Origin of the sequence: Mycobacterium pseudoshottsii JCM 15466 (assembly GCF_003584745.1) — a bacterium.
GTDB lineage: Bacteria > Actinomycetota > Actinomycetes > Mycobacteriales > Mycobacteriaceae > Mycobacterium > Mycobacterium marinum.
The window spans coordinates 1,625,086-1,645,253 of sequence record NZ_AP018410.1; the positions used below are offsets into that span (position 1 = coordinate 1,625,086).

Below are 20,168 nucleotides of genomic sequence, written 5' to 3' on the forward strand. Positions count from 1 at the left end.
ACTCAACCGATATGCAGGGCGACGACCACCCAGCGCGGTGTGCCCAACGCGGCGACCCGCTCCACCCGGCAGGCGATCGCGTGAATCCGGTCTGCGCGGCTGTAGGTTCCAAAAACCTCGGCCGCGGTGTCACGGCCAGCGCACGCGACGGGCTGAAGCCCGAGCCGGCGCAGCGCAGCGGTGCCGTTGCGCCCGGCCATCGATTGACTGGCCGACAGCACCGAATCGACCAGGCCGGGCGTCAGCAGCGACCGGAGCTGCCCCGCCGGACGGCGGCGGTCGATGACCTCCAGAACGCGGCGCAGTGCCGCGTCGGTGAACGCGGCCGCCTGGCGCATCGGCGCGGACATGGCATCGGTCGCTGTGGCGGCTGGCTGTTCGCCGCGGGCGGGACCGCCGGTGCGGGCAAGGCGTGGCCGCGCCGGTGCGTGCGACGAGGGCCGGCACCGCTCGACGGTGCGGCTCGCAGGTTCGTATTCGACTACCGGGATGACGGCGAAGGCCGCCCGACGGGGCGCGGCGGCATCAGGACCAATACTCAAGTGGCACTCTCCAACTCGTAATGGCGCAAACCAACAACCGACCCAAAGATCGGGTGCGAGTGCCCGCTGGAGAGTGGCAGACAAACTGCGGGCCATCATCGCACAAATGACGGCGGCGCGTACCCGCGCCCGCAGGTGGCCACACCAGCGGTTACGGTGACCCACATCGGTTGACGCAACCAGTCGACAAGGAGGACAGGGCCGTAATGGTGACCCGGTTGTCCAACACCGATGCGTCTTTCTATCGGTTGGAGAACACCGCTACCCCGATGTACGTCGGGTCGCTGATGATCCTGCGCCGTCCGCGTGCTGGGTTGAGCTATGAGGCGCTGCTGGCCACGGTCGAGCAGCGGTTGGCTCAGATCCCGCGCTACCGGCAGAAGGTCCGTGAGGTGCGGATCGGCATGGCCCGGCCGGTGTGGATCGACGATCCGGACTTCGACATCACCTATCACGTCAGGCGGTCGGCGCTGCCGTCGCCGGGCAGTGACGAGCAACTGCATGAGCTGATTGCGCGGCTGGCCGCGCGGCCCTTGGACAAGTCGCGCCCGCTGTGGGAGATGTATCTCATCGAGGGGCTGGAAAAGGGTCGCGTCGCCCTCTACACCAAGACGCACCAGGCCTTGATCAATGGGGTGACAGCGCTGTCGCTCGGACACGTCATCGCTGACCGGACCCAGCGCCCACCGCCGTTCCCGGAAGACATCTGGATTCCCGAGCGCGATCCGGGCAACACCAGGTTGGTGATGGGGGCCATCGGCGATTGGGTGGTGGGACCCGGCGCGCAGTTGCAGGCGGTCGGATCGGCGATCGCCGGGTTGGCGACCAATCAGAGTCAGCTCGTCAACGCCGGCCGTCGGATCCTCGATGTCGCGCGTAACGTCGCGCGCGGCACCGCCCCCAGCAGTCCGCTCAATGCGCCCGTTTCGCGGAATCGAAGGTTGACGGCTGCCAGCGTACGCCTGGAGGACTACCGGACGGTGCGGGCCCGCTACGACTGCGACGTCCACGACGTGGTGCTGGCCGTGATAGCCGGCGCCCTGGGCAACTGGCTGATGTCGCGCGGTGAGACGGTTTCCCAGACGGCAACGGTGCGTGCGATGGTGCCGCTGTCGGTCTATGTGGAGGACCAACTCGACTCGTCCGGGCCCGGTCAGCAGATCAGCCAGGTGACGCCGTTCCTGATCGACCTGCCGGTGGGGGAGCGCAACGCCGTGGTGCGGCTGTCGCAAGTCGCTCACGCCACCGAATCGAACCCGACGGCGGCCAGCCTGGTCGATGCCCGCACCATCGTCACGCTGTCCGGCTTTGCGCCGCCCACCCTGCACGCGATGGGTATCCGGGTCGCCACCAGTTTTCCCAGCTTTTCCAAGCGGACGTTCAACTTGTTGACTACCAATGCCCCCGGAGCCCAGTCGCAGATGTATGTGGCCGGCGCCAAGTTGTTGGAGGCCTATGCGGTGCCGCCGCTACTGCACAATCAGGCCCTGGCCATCAGCGTGACCTCCTACAACGGCATGCTCTACTTCGGCATCAACGCCGACCGCGACGCGATGAGCGACGTCGAGCTGCTGCCGGCGCTGCTGGCTCAATCGCTCGAGGAGCTGCTGGAAGCTTCTCGGTAGTCGCCGGGGCAAAGGTGCTGCTTAGAGATAGCATTCGTTGATGTGAGCACCGCGACGAATGACGGCGCGCCGGCGAAGGCGAAGAAAAAGAAGAAGAAGTCAGCCGGGGCCGGCAGACACAAGATTTCCAAAGGCGTCTACGAAGCCGAATTATTCCGGCTACAAACCGAATTCGTGAGGCTGCAGGAGTGGGTTCGGCACGCGGGCGCGCGTGTGGTGGTCATCTTCGAAGGTCGAGATGCCGCCGGCAAGGGTGGCGCGATCAAACGGATCACCGAGTACCTCAGCCCACGACACGCCTACGTTGCCGCGTTGCCGGTGCCCAACGATCGGGAACGCGGGCAGTGGTACTACCAGCGCTATATCGCCCATCTGCCCGCGAAAGGGGAAATCGTTTTCTTCGATCGGTCCTGGTACAACCGCGCCGGTATCGAGAAGGTGATGGGATTCTGTACGCCCCAAGAACATGCACTGTTCCTGCGGCAGACGCCGATCTTCGAACAGATGCTCATCGATGATGGGATCTTGCTGCGCAAGTATTGGTTCTCGGTCTCCGATGAGGAACAGTTGCACCGGTTCAAGGCGCGCCAGACCGACGCGGTCCGGCAGTGGAAACTCAGCCCCATGGACCTGGAATCGGTCTATCGGTGGGAGGACTATTCGCGTGCCAAGGACGAGATGATGGTCCACACCGATACCCCGGTGAGCCCGTGGTACGTCGTCGAATCCGATATCAAGAAGCATGCGCGGCTGAACATGATGGCGCATCTGTTGTCGACGATCGACTACCGCCCGGTGGAGATGCCCAAGGTCAATCTGCCCGACCAGCCGATCGTCACCGGCAACTACAAGCGTCCACCACGCGAATTGTCCAAGTATGTCGAGGACTACGCGTCGACGTTGATCGGGCGCTGAATGACGATCCCAAATGCGGCGGGCCGGTGCTGGTGCAGACAACCGTGCCAACAGGTGGTCGGCCGATGATCCAGGTCTATGTGCCCGCGACGCTGGCCATGTTGCAGCAACTGGTGGCTGATGGCTCGTTGTGGCCGGTCAATGGCACGGTGTTCGCGGTGACTCCGACGTTGCGTGAGGCCTACGCGCAAGGCGACGACGATGAGCTGGCCGAAGTGGCACTTCAAGAGGCCGCGCTGGCGTCGCTGCGGCTGCTGGCAAACGATGAGGACGAGAAGCTGCCGCCGCGGCGGGCGGTGCTTACCGCGGAGGTGGACGACGCCATCTACCGGCCGGATCTCGACGATGCCGTCGTCCGGCTGAGCGCTCCGATTGCCATGGATCAGGTGGTCGCCGCCTATGTCGACAACGTTGCCGCCGAACCGGCCGTCAGCGCGGCCATCGCCGTCATAGATGCCGCCGACCTCGGTGACGAGGACGCCGACTTGGTCGTCGGCGACGCGCAGGATCACGACCTGGCGTGGTACGCGAACCAGGAATTGCCGTTCCTGCTCGACCTGCTGTAACCCCGCGGATGTGAGGTAATCAGCACCGCCGGGGTCTAGCTACGCAACTGTAACCTACGCTACCGTAGCTTTATCGCAAGGGCGTGCTGCCGCCCAAACCCGGGCGGCTACCGACTCCACGCCGCGAGCAGGAGCTTTTTATGGTCAAGAAGAACGCGGCACTGAGCGCCCAGATCATCGATACCAAGCGGCCGAGCATCGTCGGTGCGGACAAACACCCGGGCTGGCACGCGCTGCGCAAGATCGCCTCACGTATCACCACGCCGCTGTTGCCCGATGACTACCTTCAGCTGGCCAACCCATTGTGGTCGGCGCGCGAATTGCGCGGCCGCATTCTCGAGGTTCGCCGGGAGACCGAGGATTCCGCCACGCTGGTCATCAAACCCGGCTGGGGCTTTAGCTTCGACTATCAGCCGGGCCAGTACATCGGGATCGGGCTGCTGGTGGATGGGCGTTGGCGGTGGCGATCGTATTCACTGACGTCGAGCCCGGTTGGCGGGAAGTCCGGGCCGGGGTCGGCGCGGACGGTGACGATCACTGTCAAGGCGATGCCCGAAGGCTTCCTGTCCACGCATTTGGTGGCCGGTGTCGCGCCGGGGACCATCGTGCGACTGGTCGCACCCCAGGGCAATTTCGTTTTGCCCGACCCCGCCCCGCCGTCGATTCTGTTTCTCACCGCCGGGTCGGGGATCACGCCGGTGATGTCGATGCTGCGAACGCTGCTGCGCCGCAACCAGATCACTGACATCACCCACCTGCATTCGGTGCCTACCGAAGCGGACGTGATGTTTGGTGATGAGCTTGCCGGGGTGGCCGCCCAGCACCCGGGCTACCGGCTTTCGGTGCGCGCGACGCGCTCCCAGGGTCGTCTCGATCTTTCCCGGATCGGCGAGCAGGTGCCGGATTGGCGTGAGCGACAGACCTGGGCGTGTGGGCCCGAGAGCATGCTCAACCAGGCGGAAAAGGTGTGGTCCGCGGCCGGGATCGGCGACCGACTGCACTTGGAGCGGTTCGCGGTGTCCAAGGCGGCCCCCGCGGGCGCCGGTGGGACGGTCACGTTCGCCCGCAGTGGGCGCAGTGTCGACGTCGACGCGGCGACCTCGGTGATGGATGCCGGCGAGCGCGCCGGTGTGCAAATGCCGTTCGGTTGCCGGATGGGTATCTGCCAGTCGTGTGTGGTCGATCTGGTGCAGGGGCACGTCCGTGACCTGCGCACGGGCCAGGAGCACGATCCCGGGAGCCGGGTGCAGACCTGTGTCACGGCAGCGTCCGGCGATTGTGTGATCGACGTCTAAAGCTACCCACTGGTAACTTACGGAGTCGTAGGTTACGATTGCGTAGGTTCGTAGCAGATTTGGGACCGTACGACGCAGGGAGAAGACGATGGCGATTACCGACGTCGACGTATTCGCGCATCTGACGGACGCCGATATCGAGAATCTGGCGATTGAGCTCGATGCCATACGACAAGACATTGAAGACTCTCGCGGTGAGCGCGACGCCCGCTATATCCGCCGCACCATCGCGGCGCAGCGCGCGTTGGAGGTGAGTGGCCGCCTGATGCTGGCCGCCAGCTCGCGCCGTTCGGCGTGGTGGGCGGGGGCATTGACCCTCGGGGTGGCCAAGATCGTCGAGAACATGGAGATTGGCCACAATGTCATGCACGGCCAATGGGACTGGATGAACGATCCGGAGATTCACTCCTCGTCGTGGGAGTGGGACATCACCGGCGCGTCCAAGCATTGGCGCTACACCCACAACTTCGTGCACCACAAGTACACCAACATCTTGGGCATGGACGACGATGTCGGCTACGGCATGCTTCGCGTCACCCGCGATCAGCGCTGGAAGCGCTACAACATTTTCAACTTGGTGTGGAACACCTTGCTGGCGCTCGGCTTCGAATGGGGAGTCGCGTTGCAGCATTTGGAGATCGGCAAGCTCCTCAAGGGGCGGCTGGACCGCGACACCGCCAAGACCCGGGTGCGCGAGTTTTCCCGCAAGGCCGGTCGCCAGGTGTTCAAGGACTACGTGGCGTTCCCGGCGTTGACGTCGGTGTCGCCCGGCGCGACATACCGGTCCACCCTGACCGCCAACGTCACGGCCAACGTGCTCCGCAACGTGTGGACCAACGCCGTCATTTTCTGTGGGCACTTCCCGGATGGCGCAGAGAAATTCACCAAGACTGACATGGTGGGCGAGACCAAGGGGCAGTGGTACCTGCGGCAGATGCTGGGTAGCGCCAACTTCGAAGCCGGGCCCGCGCTGCGGTTCATGAGTGGCAACCTGTGTCATCAAATCGAGCACCACCTCTATCCAGATTTGCCGAGCAACCGGCTGGCCGAGGTTTCGGTGCGGGTGCGCGAGATCTGCGACAAGTACGACTTGCCCTACACCACAGGCTCGTTCCTGGTGCAGTACGGCAAGACTTGGCGGACCCTGGCCAAGCTGTCGCTGCCGAACAAGTACCTGCGTGACAACGCCGACGATGCTCCGGAGACCCGCAGTGAGCGGATGTTCGCGGACCTGGAGCCGGGCTTCGCGGGAGCCGATCCGCGGATCGGCCGGCGCCGTGGCCTCAAGAGTGCGATTGCCGCCGTGCGGGGCCGTCGGCGCGGCAAGCGTGTCCCGGAGGTAAGGGACAGTGGCGCAAACGATCTGGCGGCCTAGCTGATAGCATCCCGCTGCGGGGGCAGCCAGTTCGTTGCTGACGCGAGATTGGTGTCGCGGCGCGGATGGCCACCGCGGCCATGCCGCAAAGCGGTCGGTAACCGGGCCCGCGCCCGGATCGCATCAGGTGCTCGCGGGCGAGACATGATCCAGTTACCCGTAGGTAACCTACGGGGTCGAAGATTAGCATTGTCGTGGCTGATGGCTACGGGGCAGGAAGGTGAGAGGTGGCGATAACCGACGTCGACGTGTTCGCGCATCTGACGGACGGCGATATCGAAAACCTGAGCACTGAACTCGATGACATCCGCCGCGACATTGAAGAATCGCGCGGTGAACGCGATGCCCGCTACATCTACCGAACCATCGCCGCACAGCGGGCGCTGGAGGTCGGTGGCCGGTTGGTGCTGGCGGCCAGCTCGCGTCGCTCGGCGTGGTGGGTAGGTGCGGTGACGCTCAGCGTGGCCAAGATCATCGAGAACATGGAGATCGGTCACAACGTCATGCATGGCCAATGGGATTGGATGAATGATCCCGAGGTGCACTCCTCGACGTGGGAGTGGGACATGGCCTCGACGTCGAAGCACTGGCGGTATACCCACAACGTGGTGCACCACAAGTACACCAACATTCTCGACATGGATCACGATGTCGGCTACGGCATGCTGCGGGTGACCCGGGATCAAGGGTGGCGGCGGCGAGACGCCTTCAACCTGGCCATCAATGCTCTGCTTGCGATCGGGTTCGAATGGGGAATCGCGTTGCGGCACTTGGAGGCTCGCGACCTCTTCAAAGATGGGACAGAGCGCGAAGCTGCCAAATTCAGGCTACGGGAGTTCTCGGGTAAGGCCGGTCGTCAGGCGGTCAAAGACTATGTGGCCTTCCCGGCGTTGACGTCGGTGTCGCCTGCCGCGACCTACCGGTCTACCTTGACCGCCAACGCGTTTGCCAATGTGATCCGCAACGTCTGGTCCAACGCCGTTATTTTCTGTGGGCATTTCCCGGACGGCGCAGAGAAATTCACCAAGACTGATTTGGTAGACGAGACCCAGGGCCAGTGGTACCTGCGGCAGATGTTGGGAAGCGCCAATTTCAATGCTGGAACGGCGATGCGCTTCATGAGCGGCAGCCTCAGTCATCAAATCGAGCACCATCTCTATCCGGACTTGCCGAGCAATCGGCTGGCCGAGGTTTCGGTGCGGGTGCGCGAGATCTGCGATAAGTACGACTTGCCTTACACCACAGGCTCATTCCCGCTGCAGTACGCCAAGACATGGCGCACGCTCGCCAAGCTCTCGCTGCCGAACAAGTACCTGCGCGACAACGCCGACGACGCTCCGGAGACCCGCAGCGAGCGCATGTTCGCCGGTCTGGAGGCGGGCTTCGCGGGAACCGATCCGATGACCGGCCGTCGTCGCGGCCTCAAGGCCGCGATAACCGCGGTACGCGCCTGGCGGCGCGCCAAGCCCGGCAAGGCCAAGAAGGCCGGCGGCACCGACGGTCTGGCGGCCTAGCCTCGGCGGTGGCGGCGGCCGTCGGCGCGCGCTGCGGCTACCCCAGTCGCTCGATGATGGTCGCGTTGGCCATGCCGCCGCCCTCGCACATGGTCTGCAGGCCGTAGCGGCCACCGCGCTGCTCCAAAGCGTTGACCAGCGTGGTCATGATGCGCGCACCGCTGGCGCCCAACGGGTGGCCGATGGCGATTGCGCCGCCGTTGACGTTGGTCTTGGCCAGATCCGCCCCGGTGTCCTTCGCCCAGGCCAGCACGACCGGGGCGAAGGCCTCGTTGACCTCGAACAGGTCGATGTCGCGCAGGGCCAACCCGGCGCGGCGTAGCGCCTTTTCGGTGGCCGCGATGACCCCGGTCAGCATGTAGAGCGGATCCGAACCCACCATCGTGGTGGTGTGAATGCGCGCCAACGGGCGCAGGCCCAGCTTCCGGGCGACGTCGCTGCTGGTGATCATGATCGCGGCGCTGCCGTCGGACAACGGTGACGAGTTACCCGGGGTGATCGACCAGTTGATCTGCGGGAAGCGCTCTTTGATCGCATCGCTGTAGAACGCCGGCCGCAGCGCGGCGAGCGTATCGACGGTGGCGCAGGGGCGGATGATCTCGTCGTGGGTGAGCCCGGCGATCGGGATCAGCTCGTTGTCGAAGAGTCCGTCCTTGGTGGCGCGGGCGGCCTTGTCATGGCTGGCTGCGGAGAACTCGTCGAGTTGGGTGCGCGACAAGCCCCACCGTGCCGCAATCAGCTCGGCGCTGATGCCCTGGGGGACCAGCCCGTCGGGGTAGCGGTTGTTCATGTCCGCGCCGAACGGGTTGCTTCCGGGCAGCACCGAGGTGCCCATCGGGACGCGGCTCATCGATTCAACGCCGCCGGCGATCACCAGATCGTAAGCACCGGCCAGCACGCCCTGGGCGGCAAAGCTGATGGCCTGCTGGCTGCTGCCGCATTGCCGGTCGATGGTGACCCCGGGAACCGATTCCGGGAATCCGGCACCCAGCAGCGCATTGCGCGCGATGTTGACCGCCTGATCGCCGACCTGGGTCACCGCGCCGGCGATCACATCGTCGACTTGTACCGGGTCGACGCCGGTTCGGGCCGCCAGTTCGCGCAGGCTATGCGCCAGCAGGTCGGCGGGTAGTACCTGGTGCAGTGCGCCGTTGGCCTTGCCCTTGCCGATGGGGGTGCGGACGGCGCCGACGATGACGGCGTCGCGACTCTGGGACATGGCACCTCCTTAAGCTGAGTATTGGTAACTATACTCAGCTATAACAGCTGGGTATACTCAACGCAACCTGGAGCGGAGGGTGATCTTCGTGACAATGCTTGAGGGCCCACTGGCCGACCGTGATGGCTGGTCGGCGGTGGGCGAGTGTCCGATTGAGAAGACCATGGCCGTCGTCGGTACCAAATCCGCGATGCTGATCCTGCGGGAGGCCTACTACGGCACCACCCGTTTTGATGACTTCGCCCGCCGGGTGGGTATCACCAAGGCCGCGACCTCGGCGCGGCTGGCCGAATTGGTCAGCCTCAAACTGCTGGCGCGGCGGCCGTATCGCGAGCCGGGGCAGCGCAGCCGCGATGAGTATGTGCTCACCGAGGCCGGGCTTGATTTCATGCCGGTGGTCTTTTCCCTGTTTCAGTGGGGCAAGCGTCACCTGCCCGGCGGCGATTGCCTGCAACTGACCCACCTGGGCTGTGGGGCGCAGGCGCAGGTTGAAATTCGATGTGCCAAAGGGCACTTGGTGCCCGCCGACGAACTCGCTATGCGGTTGGTCAGGTCTCCCTGAGGGCGGTCAGCAGCCGGCGGGCCGCTGCCACGCGGCGCACCGCGGTTCCGGACAGACTGTCCAGTACGCATTCGGGATCGGCCGGCGGCCCCATGTGCCCGCAGCCGCGCGGGCAATCGCCGATCGCCTCGGCCAGGTCGGTAAAGGCCAGCAGCACGTCGTCTGGCTGGATGTGGGCCAAGCCGAACGAGCGGATTCCGGGAGTGTCGATCACCCACCCGCCGCCCTGCCCGTCCGTCTCGAGAGGCAGCGCGACCGACTGCGTCGACGTGTGCCGGCCCCTGCCGATCTCGGTGACCTCGCCGACGGCCCGATCGGCCTCAGGGACCAGGCGATTCACCAGAGTCGACTTGCCGACGCCGGAATGCCCGAGCAGTACGGTCGTCTTGCCGTCGAGTAGGTCGGCCACCGCGAGGAGCGGATCGTCGCGGCCCGCCGCAACCACCTGAAGGTCCAGTTCGAGGAACTGCTCGGCGAAAGGTTCGGGCGGGGCCAGGTCGGTCTTGGTCAGGCAGAGTATGGGGGTCAGACCGCCCGTGTAGGCGGCGATCAAGGCCCGGTCCACCAATCCGCTGCGCGGTGGCGGGTCGGCCAACGCCACCACCATCAACAACTGATCCGCGTTGGCGACCACGACCCGTTCGGTGGGGTCGGTGTCATCGGCGGTGCGACGCAGCACCGTTCGGCGTGGCCCCCTGCGCACGATGCGGGCCAGGGTGTCGGGGCGTCCGGACAGATCCCCGACCAGGTCGACGTCGTCGCCGACCACGATCGGGGTGCGTCCGAGCTCGCGGGCCCGCATCGCGGTGACCCGACGCAGCGGGTCCCCGCCGAGCACGCATCCCCAGCGGCCGCGGTCAACGGCGACCACCATGGCGGCTTCGGCGTCAGCGTGTTCCGGACGGGTCTTGGTACGCGGACGTGAGCCGCGACCCGAACGGATCTTGACGTCGGATTCGTCGTAGTCGCTTGGCCTCAACCGCTGGACCCCTCGACCATCTCGGTCCACAGCTGTGGGAACTCCGGCAACGTCTTGCTGGTAGCCCCGATGTCGTCCACCTCGACCCCGGCCACCCGGAGCCCGACGATCGCGCCGGCCATCGCCATCCGATGATCGGCGTAGGCGCGCCAGCTGCCCGGACGCAGCGGCGTAGCGGTGATCACCAGACCGTCGGAGGTTTGTTCGCAGTTGCCGCCGAGGCGGTTGATTTCGGTGCTCAAGGCGGCCAGCCGATCGGTCTCGTGGCCGCGCAGATGCGCGATGCCAGCCAGCCGGGACACCGATCCGGGGCTCGCCAGCGCCGCCAGCGCCGCCACCGATGGGGTGAGTTCGCCGACATCGCGCAGGTCGACGTCGAATCCGCGGTAGGTCTGCGGACCCTGCACCTGAAGGCATGAATCAATATGTCGGACCGTGGAATTCAGTGTCTGCAGAATGTCGAGAATGTTCTTGGCGGGTTGCACGCTGTCCGCCGGCCAGCCGGTGATGGTCACCGTCCCGCCGGTGACCACGGCCGCCGCCAGAAATGCGACCGCATTGGTCAGATCCGGCTCGACGTCCCAATGCCGAGGCCTGAGGGCGCCGGGCCGGACCAGCCAGCGGTTGGGTATCGAGTCGTCGACATCGACGCCGGCTTGGCGCAGCATCTGCACCGTCATCGCGATGTGCGGTGCGGACGGCAGCTCCGAACCGGTGTGTTGCACCGTTAGGCCATCGGTGAACGACGCGCCGGACAGCAGTAGGCCGGAGACGAACTGTGACGACGCGGATGCATCGATGGCCACCGTGCCGCCCGCGACCGACCCGGTGCCTTCAACCCGGAACGGAAGGCCGGCACCATCGACGGGCACACCCAGGCCGCGCAGCGCATCCAGCAGCGGTGCGATGGGGCGGGCCCGGGCCTGCTCATCCCCATCGAAGGTGATCGGGGCGGCGCTCAGCGCCGCCAGCGGGGGAACGAACCGCAACACCGTGCCGGCCAGGCCGCAGTCGACCCGGGCCTCGGGGCCGGGCCGGATGCGGCCACTGACCGTCAGCTCGGAACCAGTCCCGTCGACCCGCAAGCCCAACGTCTGCAACGCCTCGATCATCAGATCGGTATCGCGGCTGCGCAGCGCGCCGGTGATGGTCGAGGAGCCTTGGCCCTGTGCCGCGGCCAGCGCCGCAAGCACCAGCGTCCGGTTGGTCTGCGACTTCGAGCCCGGGACGGTCACGGTCGCGTGCACGGGTGTCGGTGCGAATGGGGCTGGCCATGGCTCGATGCTGCTCACCGCTTCATCCTGCCGTGTCGGCGGGTGTCGTGGATACCAGGCACCATGGGAGTCATGTGTGGACGGTTTGCGGTCACCACCGATCCGGCCTTGCTGGCCGAGAAGATCAACGCCATCGACGAAGCCAGCGGCGCGGCCTCCGATGGCTTCGCCCCCAACTACAACGTGGCCCCAACCGACATGATCGCCACCGTCGTGACCCGCCACAGCGAGCCCGATGACGAGCCGACTCGCCGCGTCCGGATGATGCGCTGGGGATTTGTGCCGTCGTGGGCCAAACCGGGGCCTCAGGGTGCACCGGAGGGCAAGGGGCCGCTGCTGATCAACGCCCGCGCGGAGACGGTCGCCACGTCGCCGGCGTTTCGTGGCGCTGCGCAGCACAAGCGTTGTCTGGTGCCGATGGACGGCTGGTACGAATGGCGGGCCAACCCCGACGTTCTCGGCGGCGCAGGGAGCAAGAAGGTTGCCAAGACGCCCTTCTTCATCCATCGCGCTGACGGCAACACGGTGTGCATGGCCGGGCTGTGGTCGGTGTGGAAGCCGAATAACGCGGCCGCCCCGTTGTTGAGCGCCACGATCATCACCACCGATGCCGCGGGCGAACTGGCCGGGATCCACGACCGGATGCCGCTGATGCTGTCCGAAGGCGACTGGGACGCCTGGCTCAACCCGGATGCACCGCTGGACCCGGCGCTGTTGTCCCATCCGCCCGATGTGCGCGACATGGCGTTTCGTGAGGTGTCCACGCTGGTCAACAGCGTGCGCAATAACGGGCCGGAGCTGCTGGAGCCGGCCAAGCCGCAGCCCGGACAGATCACGCTGCTCTAGCGCGTCGGTACGGGCTGTCTCGGCAAGACAACAAGCTGTCGATCTTTGTGCTTTCGCGACACCGCCCGAGCATCCCGCGCGGACCTAGCATGCGGGTGTGACTGGCGCATACACGTACACCTTTGCAGACATCCGTAGCCGCCCGGTGGCGGTGATCGGCGCGGGCACTTTGGGGCGCCGTATCGCGTTGATGTTCGCCAGCCGTGGCGGGACCGTGCGAATCTATGCGCGCCGCGCCGAACAGCGGGCCCACGCAGTATGTGGCAGACAATCTGCCGAAGCTGCTGCAGGACAGAGGTTTCGGTGAAGTCGGTAGTGTCACGGCCACGGATTGCCTGGCGACCGCACTAGAGGGTGCATGGCTGGCGGTCGAGTCCGTTCCCGAGAAGCTGGAGATCAAGACTGCGCTGTGGGGCCAGATCGATCAGGCGGCGCCGCCGGACACCATCTTCGCGACCAACTCGTCGTCCTTCCCGTCCCGGCTGATGGCCGACAACGTGCGCGACAAGACCCGGTTGTGCAACACGCATTTCTACATGCCGCCTCAGTTCAATGCGCTGGACCTGATGTCCGACGGCGAGACCGAACGTGGTCTCCTGGATACCCTGCTGACCGCTTTGCCCGAATTCGGCGTGCATCCTTTCGAGGCGCGTCGGGAGTGCACCGGCTTCATCTTCAATCGGGTCTGGGCCGCCATCAAACGTGAGTCGCTGGCCGTGGTCGCCGAGGGAGTGGCCCGCCCAGAGGACGTCGACGGGATGTTCAAGGTCAATTGGCGGGTACCGGCCGGGCCGTTCCAGCTGATGGACCAGGTCGGTCTGGACGTCGTGCTCGACATCGAAAACCACTATGCCGACGAGTTTCCGTACCTGCCGACAAACGTGCGGGACTTGCTGCGGTCCTACGTTGACGCGGGCAAGCTCGGTGTCAAGACCGGCGAAGGTTTCTACACCTACCCGAATTCGTCGGATACGTAGCTGCGCGAATCCGGGACCGTCTTGCTGGCACCGAAACGTGACGGCAAGGGCTAACGTCGAGGACGTGGAGAATCCGCACCTCGATGGTGAGGTCGGGGTGAGCCGTTACGTCGCCGCTGTCGCCGTGCGACTGCACGACCGGTTGGGCGAGGTGGCTTCCCACATTCGGCGCTCGTTGGAGCGCACCATTCCCGAACTCGGCGGCGACCTTCGCATCGAGGAATTGCTGGGCACCAGCATCGAGGCCAACGTGGACACGATGCTGCATGCGCTGCGCTACGACATCGCCGTCGAGCGAGTCGAGGCGCCCACCACGGCATTGGAGTACGCGCGCCGACTGGCGCAGCATGGCGTGCCGGGCAACGCGTTGGTGCGGGCGTATCGGCTGGGTCAGCGCCTGATGAACGAGCTGATCTTCGACGAGTTGCGGGCCACCGACATCCCGGAGTCGATGCGGGTGCCGGTTATCGAAGCGATCAGTGTCGCGATGTTCGAGTACATCGATTGGATGTCGCAGCAGGTCGTCGTCTACGAAGACGAGCGCGAATGCTGGCTGGAAAACCAGAACAGTCTTCGTGGCGTGCGGGTGCGCGAGATCCTGGCCGCAGACAAGGAGATCGACGCCGACGCGGCGATCACTTCGGTGCGTCATCCGCTGCGATGGCACCATCTCGCCCTTGTCATGTGGTATCCCGACCAAGGCTCGGAAGTCGACGAACTGCCCAGGCTGCAACGCTTCCTGCGGGAACTGGGCGAAGCCGCCGGAGTCGACGCCAGCCCGTTGTTCGTGGCCGCTGACCCGAGCTGCGGATGGGGGTGGCTGCCGTACCGGGCGGCGCCGGAGCGCGCCGTGGCGGCGGTCGCTGACTTCGTACGGTCTCGCCCGGATTCACCGAACGTGGCGATCGGAACACCGGCCAGTGGGGTGGACGGCTTTCGCCGATCGCACCGGGAGGCGGCCGAAGCTCGCAGCGTTGGGATCCTGTGCGATCGCCGCCCGCCGCTGATGATCAGCGCCGGTGAACCCGGGTTGTCGGTGGTGGCGCGTTTTGGTGGTGACCTGGCCGGCACCCGAGAGTGGGTGGCCCAAGTCCTGGGCGAGCTGGCGCGCGACGGAGATAGCGACGCGCGGCTGCGCGATACCCTGCGCGTCTACCTGGCGTGCGGGTCGAGCTACAAGCTCGCCGCGCAGCGGCTCAACATGCATTTCAACACGGTGAAGTATCGCGTCGGCCGCGCCGTCGCCCGGCGTGGCCGGGCGATCGGTAGCGACCGCCTTGATGTCGAACTCGCGCTGCTGGTGTGTCACTGGTACGGCGGCTCGGTCTTGCAGTCGAAGTAGGCCAGGACGGCCGGGCCGCGCTATCCGGCCTCGGGAACGGCCAGCCCCTGAGACCGGGTGCGACGCAGGTACCGGGCTGCCCGCGAGCCCGGGTCGGTGACGGTGTGCACCAGCGTGATCAAAGCCGGCACGATCAGCGGGAACAAGACAAGAGCAAGCATTCCGGCGATGGTCAGGTACGGCAGGATGACGGTCATGATCTACTCACATTTCTCCGCGCCACCGATCTAGGACGCAGTGGGGCGGAATTAGTTTGTGGCTGTGGGTTATTCGAATGCGCACCGTTGCGCTCGGTACGTAAGTTAATTGCAGTCCGAGCGCGCTGCGATGTCGTCAAGCGACCAACTTTGGGTCCAGACTTGTTGTCTGGAGACGAACCCAAACCCATCGGCGGCACCACCATGGTCAGCGCGCCCGGCCAATCCTGAAAAGGGCCCGTGCCCGCCCTGAGCGCCAACCTCGTCGCATCAATAGATCGCCATCCGGAGCGTATTACCTTGCGCTGTAATGACTTACAGTCGGTCTTTGCCGAATTGGGTGCCGGTCCGGGTGATCGGGTAGCGGCCCTACCCGGTGATCGAACGCGACGCAGAGTTTGCGGACCTGCCTGCGAACTCTCCGGCGGCCGCTTTCGGCCATCCGCCCGGCCGCAGTCCTGTCCAGGGCTGACGGAAGCTGCCAGTCCTGGGCGGTCACGCGGGCCGCTCCACCTGGCCCGATGCGCGCGCTTGCTGGCAGGTAGCTGTCAGTTCACTGGCAAGTCGCTGCCGTACTCGCGGATCATCGGTCTTTGGTTGCTGAAATGACTTTGTGGACTTGGGTGGTTGTCGTCTTATCGAAAGGGTCGATGAACTAGCCGCGCTGGAGTCGTTTGTTAACGGTGGGACCGCTGACGGTTGCCTGGCGTTGCGAGGCGACTCCGGTGTCGGCAAGTCCATGCTGGTCCAAGCATTGTCGGAGCGGGCTGCGGTACCGGGCAGGCGGGTGCTGCGGTGCAGCGGGGTAGAAGCCGAGGCGGCCTTCGTGCTGGCCGGGCTGAGCCAGCTCGTTTACCCGCTGCGGGAGTTCATCGCCCAACTGGGCGCCGATGATCAGCGCACCTTGGCGGCGGTGCTGGGTGTGGTACCCGACCGGGTTCCGACAGTTACCGCGCTGACCTTTGCCTTGCTCAACCTGTTGGCGTTGGCGAGTGAGGTGACGCCGCTGCTGGTGGTTATCGATGACGCACATTGGTTCGACGACGTCAGCGCACGGGTCATCGCGATGGCCGGACGGCGGCTCGACGGTGCGGCGGTGCGGTTTCTGGCTGCGTGCCGTAATGAGGTCCCCAATGCGTTGGCGGACGGGGGATGGCCGCAGATGGTGCTGGCTCCGCTCGGCCCGGAGCAGGCCGAGCGGTTTCTGGATCAACTCGACGTCGACCTGCCGCACTCCGCGCGCGTTGGGGTGCTCGAGCAGGCCGCCGGAAATCCGTTGGCGCTGGCCGAGCTGTCGCGGTGCGCGTTGGAGAACAGCTGGGCGCCTGACGCGCCGTTGCCGCTGACTCAGCGACTGGTGGCCATCTTCGGTGATCGGCTGAACAAACTCGACGAGTCGGTCAAGGCGCAACTGCTGCGCGGCGCACTGGATGGGGCCGCGACGGGTGGCGTGGCATCGGCGCCGCCGCGAACGCGGTATGTGATGCAGGGAGTCGACGCCGCCATCGAACACGGCGTGCTGGTGGTCGACCGCGGTGAGCTGGTCTTCCGGCATCCATTGGCCCGTGCGGCAGTGATCCAGACCTCAACCGCCGGGCAGCGGCGCCATGCCTACGCGCAGTTGGCCGACCTGTATCCCGATGACGTGGTGCGCCGGGCCGCCTATCTCGCTCATGCCACCGTCGATCCCGATCCGGCGGTTGTCGATACCCTCGCCGCGGCGGCCGAGCTGACGATCCGCCGCGGCGATGCCTGTCAGGCGATCGAGTTGCTGCGGCGCGCGGGTGAATTGAGCGACCGACCACGGCGTCGCGAACAGTTGCTGGCCAGCGCGGCCTTTGTTGCGTTGCAGGCGGCGCAACTCGACGAGGCCGAGCGACTTCTGGCCGATGCGGGTTTGGGTGGCGGCGCGTCGGCAAGTGCGCTGTTGATCTCGTCTTTCATTTCGCTATACCGCTATGGAGATGTCACCGCGACACATCGTCGCCTGGTTGAGCGGCTGCAATCGGCCGATGACCTCGACGGCGAAACCCTGACCCGGATGGTCAACCTGTTGCTCGCGGTCAGCATGTTTGCCGCGGACCCCGCGCTGTGGCAGATCACCGATGGCCTGGTCGACTCGCTAGCCGACCGGCTGGGCGAGCTGAGCGTCATCTACCGCGACGCCTGGGCCGATGCGGCCCGCCGCGGCCGCACCGTGACGCAGCGGCTGAAGGAGCAACTGGATCGGTTGGCGGAGCTGGAGCCATGGGATGTGATGCGCGTTGCCCTGGCCGGCTATTACGTGGACCTGATCGACGACTTTCGTTCGGTACTGGTTCCGCTGGCTGACCGCGAAATCGAGGGCGGCGCGGCCACCATTGCGCTTGCGACGCTCGCGTTGGTCACGGCCTATCAGCTGGCCAGCGGTCAGTGGGCCGAGGCGGTCGATACCAGTCAGCGCGGCGTGGCGTTGTGTAGTCAGCACCACTACGAGCTGTTTGGCTATCAGCTCAGAGGTTATTTGGGTGTCATATCGGCCTGCCGCGGCGATGTGGTGCGGGCCCGTGAGCTCGCCGCCCAAGTGCGGGTATGGGCCGAGCCGCGGCGGGTCGGCTTCCTCACCGGGGCCGTCGCGCAGATCGCGATCCTGTGTAGCTTTGCCGAAGGCGACTACGAATCGGCCTACCTGCAGGCCACCGCGATCACGGCGCCGGGGGAGTTCCCGCCGTTCGCGTTGCACGCCACCCGCACCCTGTTCGATCTCGTCGAGGCTGCGGTTCATACGGATCGACTCAACGAGGCGCGCCGGCACGTTCGGGCGGCCAAGCGCCTGCAATTCGCCGACGCCCCGCCGCGACTGGCCATCGCAACCGGTGCTGCGGAGGCCTTGTGTGCCTCGGACGAGCGGGCTCCAGCGTTGTTCGAGAAGGTACTTGGCCATCCGGCGGTCGCTTCATTTCCATTCGAGCACGCCCGTATTCGGCTGGCGTACGGAATGCGCCTCCGCCGGCTGCGCCGCTATCGCAACGCCCGCGTTGTGCTTCGTGCAGCCGCGGAGATCTTTGCCGGTCTGGGCGCCGAACCGTGGACCCAGCGGGCGCGCAATGAACTGCGTGCCGCGGGTACCGCGGTACGCCACTCGGCCGCGGTGGGTCCCGCTCCGCTCACCGCGCAGGAACGTCTGGTGGCCGAATTGGCCGCCAAAGGCCTGTCGAACAAGGAGATAGCCGCACGGCTATGCCTGTCGCCGCGCACCGTCGGTGCACATCTGTATCGGTTGTTCCCCAAACTGGGGGTCACAAACCGGGCCGGATTGCATGACGCCCTCGACGCCATCCATGCGGCACCCGATCAAATCTGATTGATTCCATCCGCCGGCCAGCGCAACCACCGACGTCTCCAAGCGGCCCGAACGCGGTGCGGTTGCCGACCATGACGGGCCGCACTTGTGGCAAAACGCCTGACAAACGAGTAGATCGGTGCAAAGCTGCGTCTATCGCAACGCACCGTTGGTGCGCAGCCGTATCGGCTGATTCCGATTACCTCACGCAATTGAGTCATCTGACCGATGCCGCCCGGTTCGCCAGGTGCAACCCTTGGCATGTCACCGCCATGAAGCGGGACTAGGGCAAGGAGCAGCGAATGCCGTGTACGTGGACACCGGTGGTGTTCATCCATGGGCTTTGGCCAGCCGTGTCCGCGTCCCGGCGAGGTTGCCCCGATGATGCCTGGCGCCCTCGCGTTGTTGCCGCACCGCGCGGTGCTCGGACACTGGAATATCAATCCCAGCAGTGATGTCCGCGCCGAATCCCAACCGGTCGCCCGGTATTCACCCATGCCGCAGCCAGCTGCGCCCAGTGGCACGCGGTCGGGGGAGCCTGCCGACGTCTGGCGCGACAACGTACGTTGCCCGGACACCTCGCACTGGATTTGCCGTCTCGAGCCACGTTCGGTTCGTGTGTGAACCATTCCTGGCGAGGGCAATTGGATCACCAGCCGCGTCGGCCGGCGGGCCGCGCGTGTGGCGGCGCGTGCGAAGCCAATTCAGTTCGCCGCGTTGCCTCACGACGATGTGATGGAAGTGGGTCGCCCCGCGGGGGCACCCGTACGGCGCCGAATCGCCAAGAACGAACAGTAAGGACATCTCTATGCCTGCAGGACTAATCGCCGCTGCGGTTAGGACCATCGTCAACCTCGGCAGTTTTGGTCAACAATTCGTCGGAGTTAATGATCCAAAGTTCACTAACCCTGAATATCTCGCGGCGAGTGCGACCGGCATGGCCTCGGACGGGCTGACCGCTGTTTTCGGACAAACTTGGGTGCCGCAGGCGCTGGCGAAGCGCGTAGGTCACTCTCAGTTGACCAGTCTTGCCAGTTCAAAAGCGGCGCAAGGGGCCAGTGCCATCCTCTGGACGATCAACATCGTCGAAGTGTTGGAGACGTTGATGGGGTTCGGGCCGCCAGCCGAAGGAGATGAACTCCTGGTCGGCTCGACGCAGTTCGCCAAGGCTCAGGCACAGTTGGGGTCGGCCCTTCCGGATAACAGTTGGCAGGGCTCGGCATCCTATGCCTATGCCAGCCAGAACACGGCACTGCAGAATCGCGGACAAGTGCTCGCCGAGCTCGACGTCAAGTTCGCGGCCCTGGTAAAAGATCAGGCCGAATGGGTGACCCATGGGCGCCTGGGGATTGCGATTCTCAAGAACCTACTTCTGGCGGCTTTCGCGGTTGAGATGGCCTTGATGTTTGCGGTACCGGCCGGCCCAGCCATGGCCTGGTCTTTCGGATTCACGGTGAGTGGGCTTGGCATCGCCATCGCCATGGGCCTGCTTTCCACCGTGCTCACCTATTCGGTTGAGAACTCCAAGAAGGCGGACGTCTTGACCGCCAATTACCAAGATTTGACTCCGGATCCGTACCAGGGCTCCGGCGTTGTTGATTAGCAGGCTTGTGAGCTG

The 20,168-nt window shown here is 65.5% G+C and carries 16 protein-coding genes and 1 pseudogene; 12 read left to right on the forward strand and 5 right to left on the reverse strand.

Features of this window, described 5'->3' with window-relative positions:
• Positions 1–2 precede the first annotated feature (2 nt).
• A complete protein-coding gene (locus MPSD_RS07305; RefSeq protein ID WP_020727266.1) occupies positions 3–542 on the reverse strand; it encodes an Rv3235 family protein in 540 nt (179 codons plus the stop codon).
• Between the two features lie 206 nt (positions 543–748).
• On the opposite strand from MPSD_RS07305, the gene MPSD_RS28540 reads away from it, so the two are divergent.
• The 6 genes from MPSD_RS28540 (at position 749) to MPSD_RS07335 (ending at position 7,832) form a co-directional block, all read left to right on the forward strand.
• Positions 749–2,167: a WS/DGAT/MGAT family O-acyltransferase gene (locus MPSD_RS28540; RefSeq protein WP_086085448.1), complete on the forward strand. Its 1,419-nt coding sequence runs from the start codon at positions 749–751 to the stop codon at positions 2,165–2,167.
• Between the two features lie 42 nt (positions 2,168–2,209).
• Complete coding sequence (gene ppk2, locus MPSD_RS07315; protein ID WP_086085447.1) at positions 2,210–3,082, forward strand: polyphosphate kinase 2; 873 nt, start codon at positions 2,210–2,212, stop codon at positions 3,080–3,082.
• A gap of 65 nt (positions 3,083–3,147) precedes the next feature.
• On the forward strand, positions 3,148–3,648 hold the full coding sequence (locus tag MPSD_RS07320) for a DUF6912 family protein (RefSeq protein WP_012393180.1): 501 nt from the start codon (positions 3,148–3,150) through the stop codon (positions 3,646–3,648).
• A gap of 140 nt (positions 3,649–3,788) precedes the next feature.
• Entirely contained in the window at positions 3,789–4,943 is a 1,155-nt protein-coding gene (locus MPSD_RS07325) for a ferredoxin reductase (RefSeq protein WP_020788355.1), read from the forward strand.
• An 88-nt stretch (positions 4,944–5,031) separates the two neighbouring features.
• Positions 5,032–6,318 (forward strand): fatty acid desaturase family protein, encoded by a 1,287-nt coding sequence (locus MPSD_RS07330; protein ID WP_086085446.1) that lies wholly within the window; start codon positions 5,032–5,034, stop codon positions 6,316–6,318.
• A gap of 227 nt (positions 6,319–6,545) precedes the next feature.
• The gene (locus tag MPSD_RS07335) at positions 6,546–7,832 is read left to right on the forward strand and encodes a fatty acid desaturase family protein (protein ID WP_015354868.1); all 1,287 of its coding nucleotides are present in this window, start codon (positions 6,546–6,548) and stop codon (positions 7,830–7,832) included.
• 37 nt (positions 7,833–7,869) lie between these two features.
• Here the strand turns inward: MPSD_RS07335 and MPSD_RS07340 are convergent, their stop codons facing one another.
• A complete protein-coding gene (locus MPSD_RS07340; RefSeq protein ID WP_020788353.1) occupies positions 7,870–9,051 on the reverse strand; it encodes a thiolase family protein in 1,182 nt (393 codons plus the stop codon).
• A gap of 88 nt (positions 9,052–9,139) precedes the next feature.
• Here MPSD_RS07340 and MPSD_RS07345 point away from each other — a divergent pair, with 88 nt between their 5' ends.
• Entirely contained in the window at positions 9,140–9,613 is a 474-nt protein-coding gene (locus MPSD_RS07345; RefSeq protein ID WP_086085453.1) for a winged helix-turn-helix transcriptional regulator, read from the forward strand.
• Here the strand turns inward: MPSD_RS07345 and rsgA are convergent.
• Together rsgA and aroA are read right to left on the reverse strand one after the other, a co-directional pair.
• Positions 9,600–10,592 (reverse strand): ribosome small subunit-dependent GTPase A, encoded by a 993-nt coding sequence (gene rsgA / locus MPSD_RS07350; RefSeq protein WP_020788351.1) that lies wholly within the window; start codon positions 10,590–10,592, stop codon positions 9,600–9,602. The genes MPSD_RS07345 and rsgA overlap by 14 nt on opposite strands.
• Complete coding sequence (gene aroA, locus MPSD_RS07355) at positions 10,589–11,875, reverse strand: 3-phosphoshikimate 1-carboxyvinyltransferase (protein WP_086085452.1); 1,287 nt, start codon at positions 11,873–11,875, stop codon at positions 10,589–10,591. The genes rsgA and aroA overlap by 4 nt, the downstream gene beginning before the upstream one ends.
• Positions 11,876–11,938: 63 nt before the next feature.
• Between aroA and MPSD_RS07360 the strand changes: the two genes are divergently transcribed.
• The 3 genes and pseudogenes from MPSD_RS07360 to MPSD_RS07375 all read left to right on the forward strand — a co-directional run bounded on the left by MPSD_RS07360 (position 11,939) and on the right by MPSD_RS07375 (position 15,031).
• Positions 11,939–12,712: an SOS response-associated peptidase gene (locus MPSD_RS07360; RefSeq protein ID WP_188069154.1), complete on the forward strand. Its 774-nt coding sequence runs from the start codon at positions 11,939–11,941 to the stop codon at positions 12,710–12,712.
• A gap of 97 nt (positions 12,713–12,809) precedes the next feature.
• Positions 12,810–13,689 (forward strand): annotated as a pseudogene (locus tag MPSD_RS07370) (3-hydroxyacyl-CoA dehydrogenase family protein).
• Positions 13,690–13,753: 64 nt separating this feature from the next.
• Positions 13,754–15,031, forward strand: a complete 1,278-nt coding sequence (locus MPSD_RS07375; protein WP_020788348.1) for a PucR family transcriptional regulator — start codon at positions 13,754–13,756, stop codon at positions 15,029–15,031.
• A gap of 20 nt (positions 15,032–15,051) precedes the next feature.
• Here the strand turns inward: MPSD_RS07375 and MPSD_RS28055 are convergent, their stop codons facing one another.
• Complete coding sequence (locus MPSD_RS28055) at positions 15,052–15,228, reverse strand: hypothetical protein (protein ID WP_015354875.1); 177 nt, start codon at positions 15,226–15,228, stop codon at positions 15,052–15,054.
• A gap of 613 nt (positions 15,229–15,841) precedes the next feature.
• On the opposite strand from MPSD_RS28055, the gene MPSD_RS07380 reads away from it, so the two are divergent.
• Both MPSD_RS07380 and MPSD_RS07385 read left to right on the forward strand, forming a co-directional pair.
• Entirely contained in the window at positions 15,842–18,571 is a 2,730-nt protein-coding gene (locus tag MPSD_RS07380) for a helix-turn-helix transcriptional regulator (protein ID WP_086085444.1), read from the forward strand.
• Between the two features lie 787 nt (positions 18,572–19,358).
• Positions 19,359–20,153, forward strand: coding sequence for an EspA/EspE family type VII secretion system effector (locus MPSD_RS07385; protein ID WP_232022779.1), 795 nt, complete (start codon positions 19,359–19,361; stop codon positions 20,151–20,153).
• Positions 20,154–20,168 lie beyond the last annotated feature (15 nt).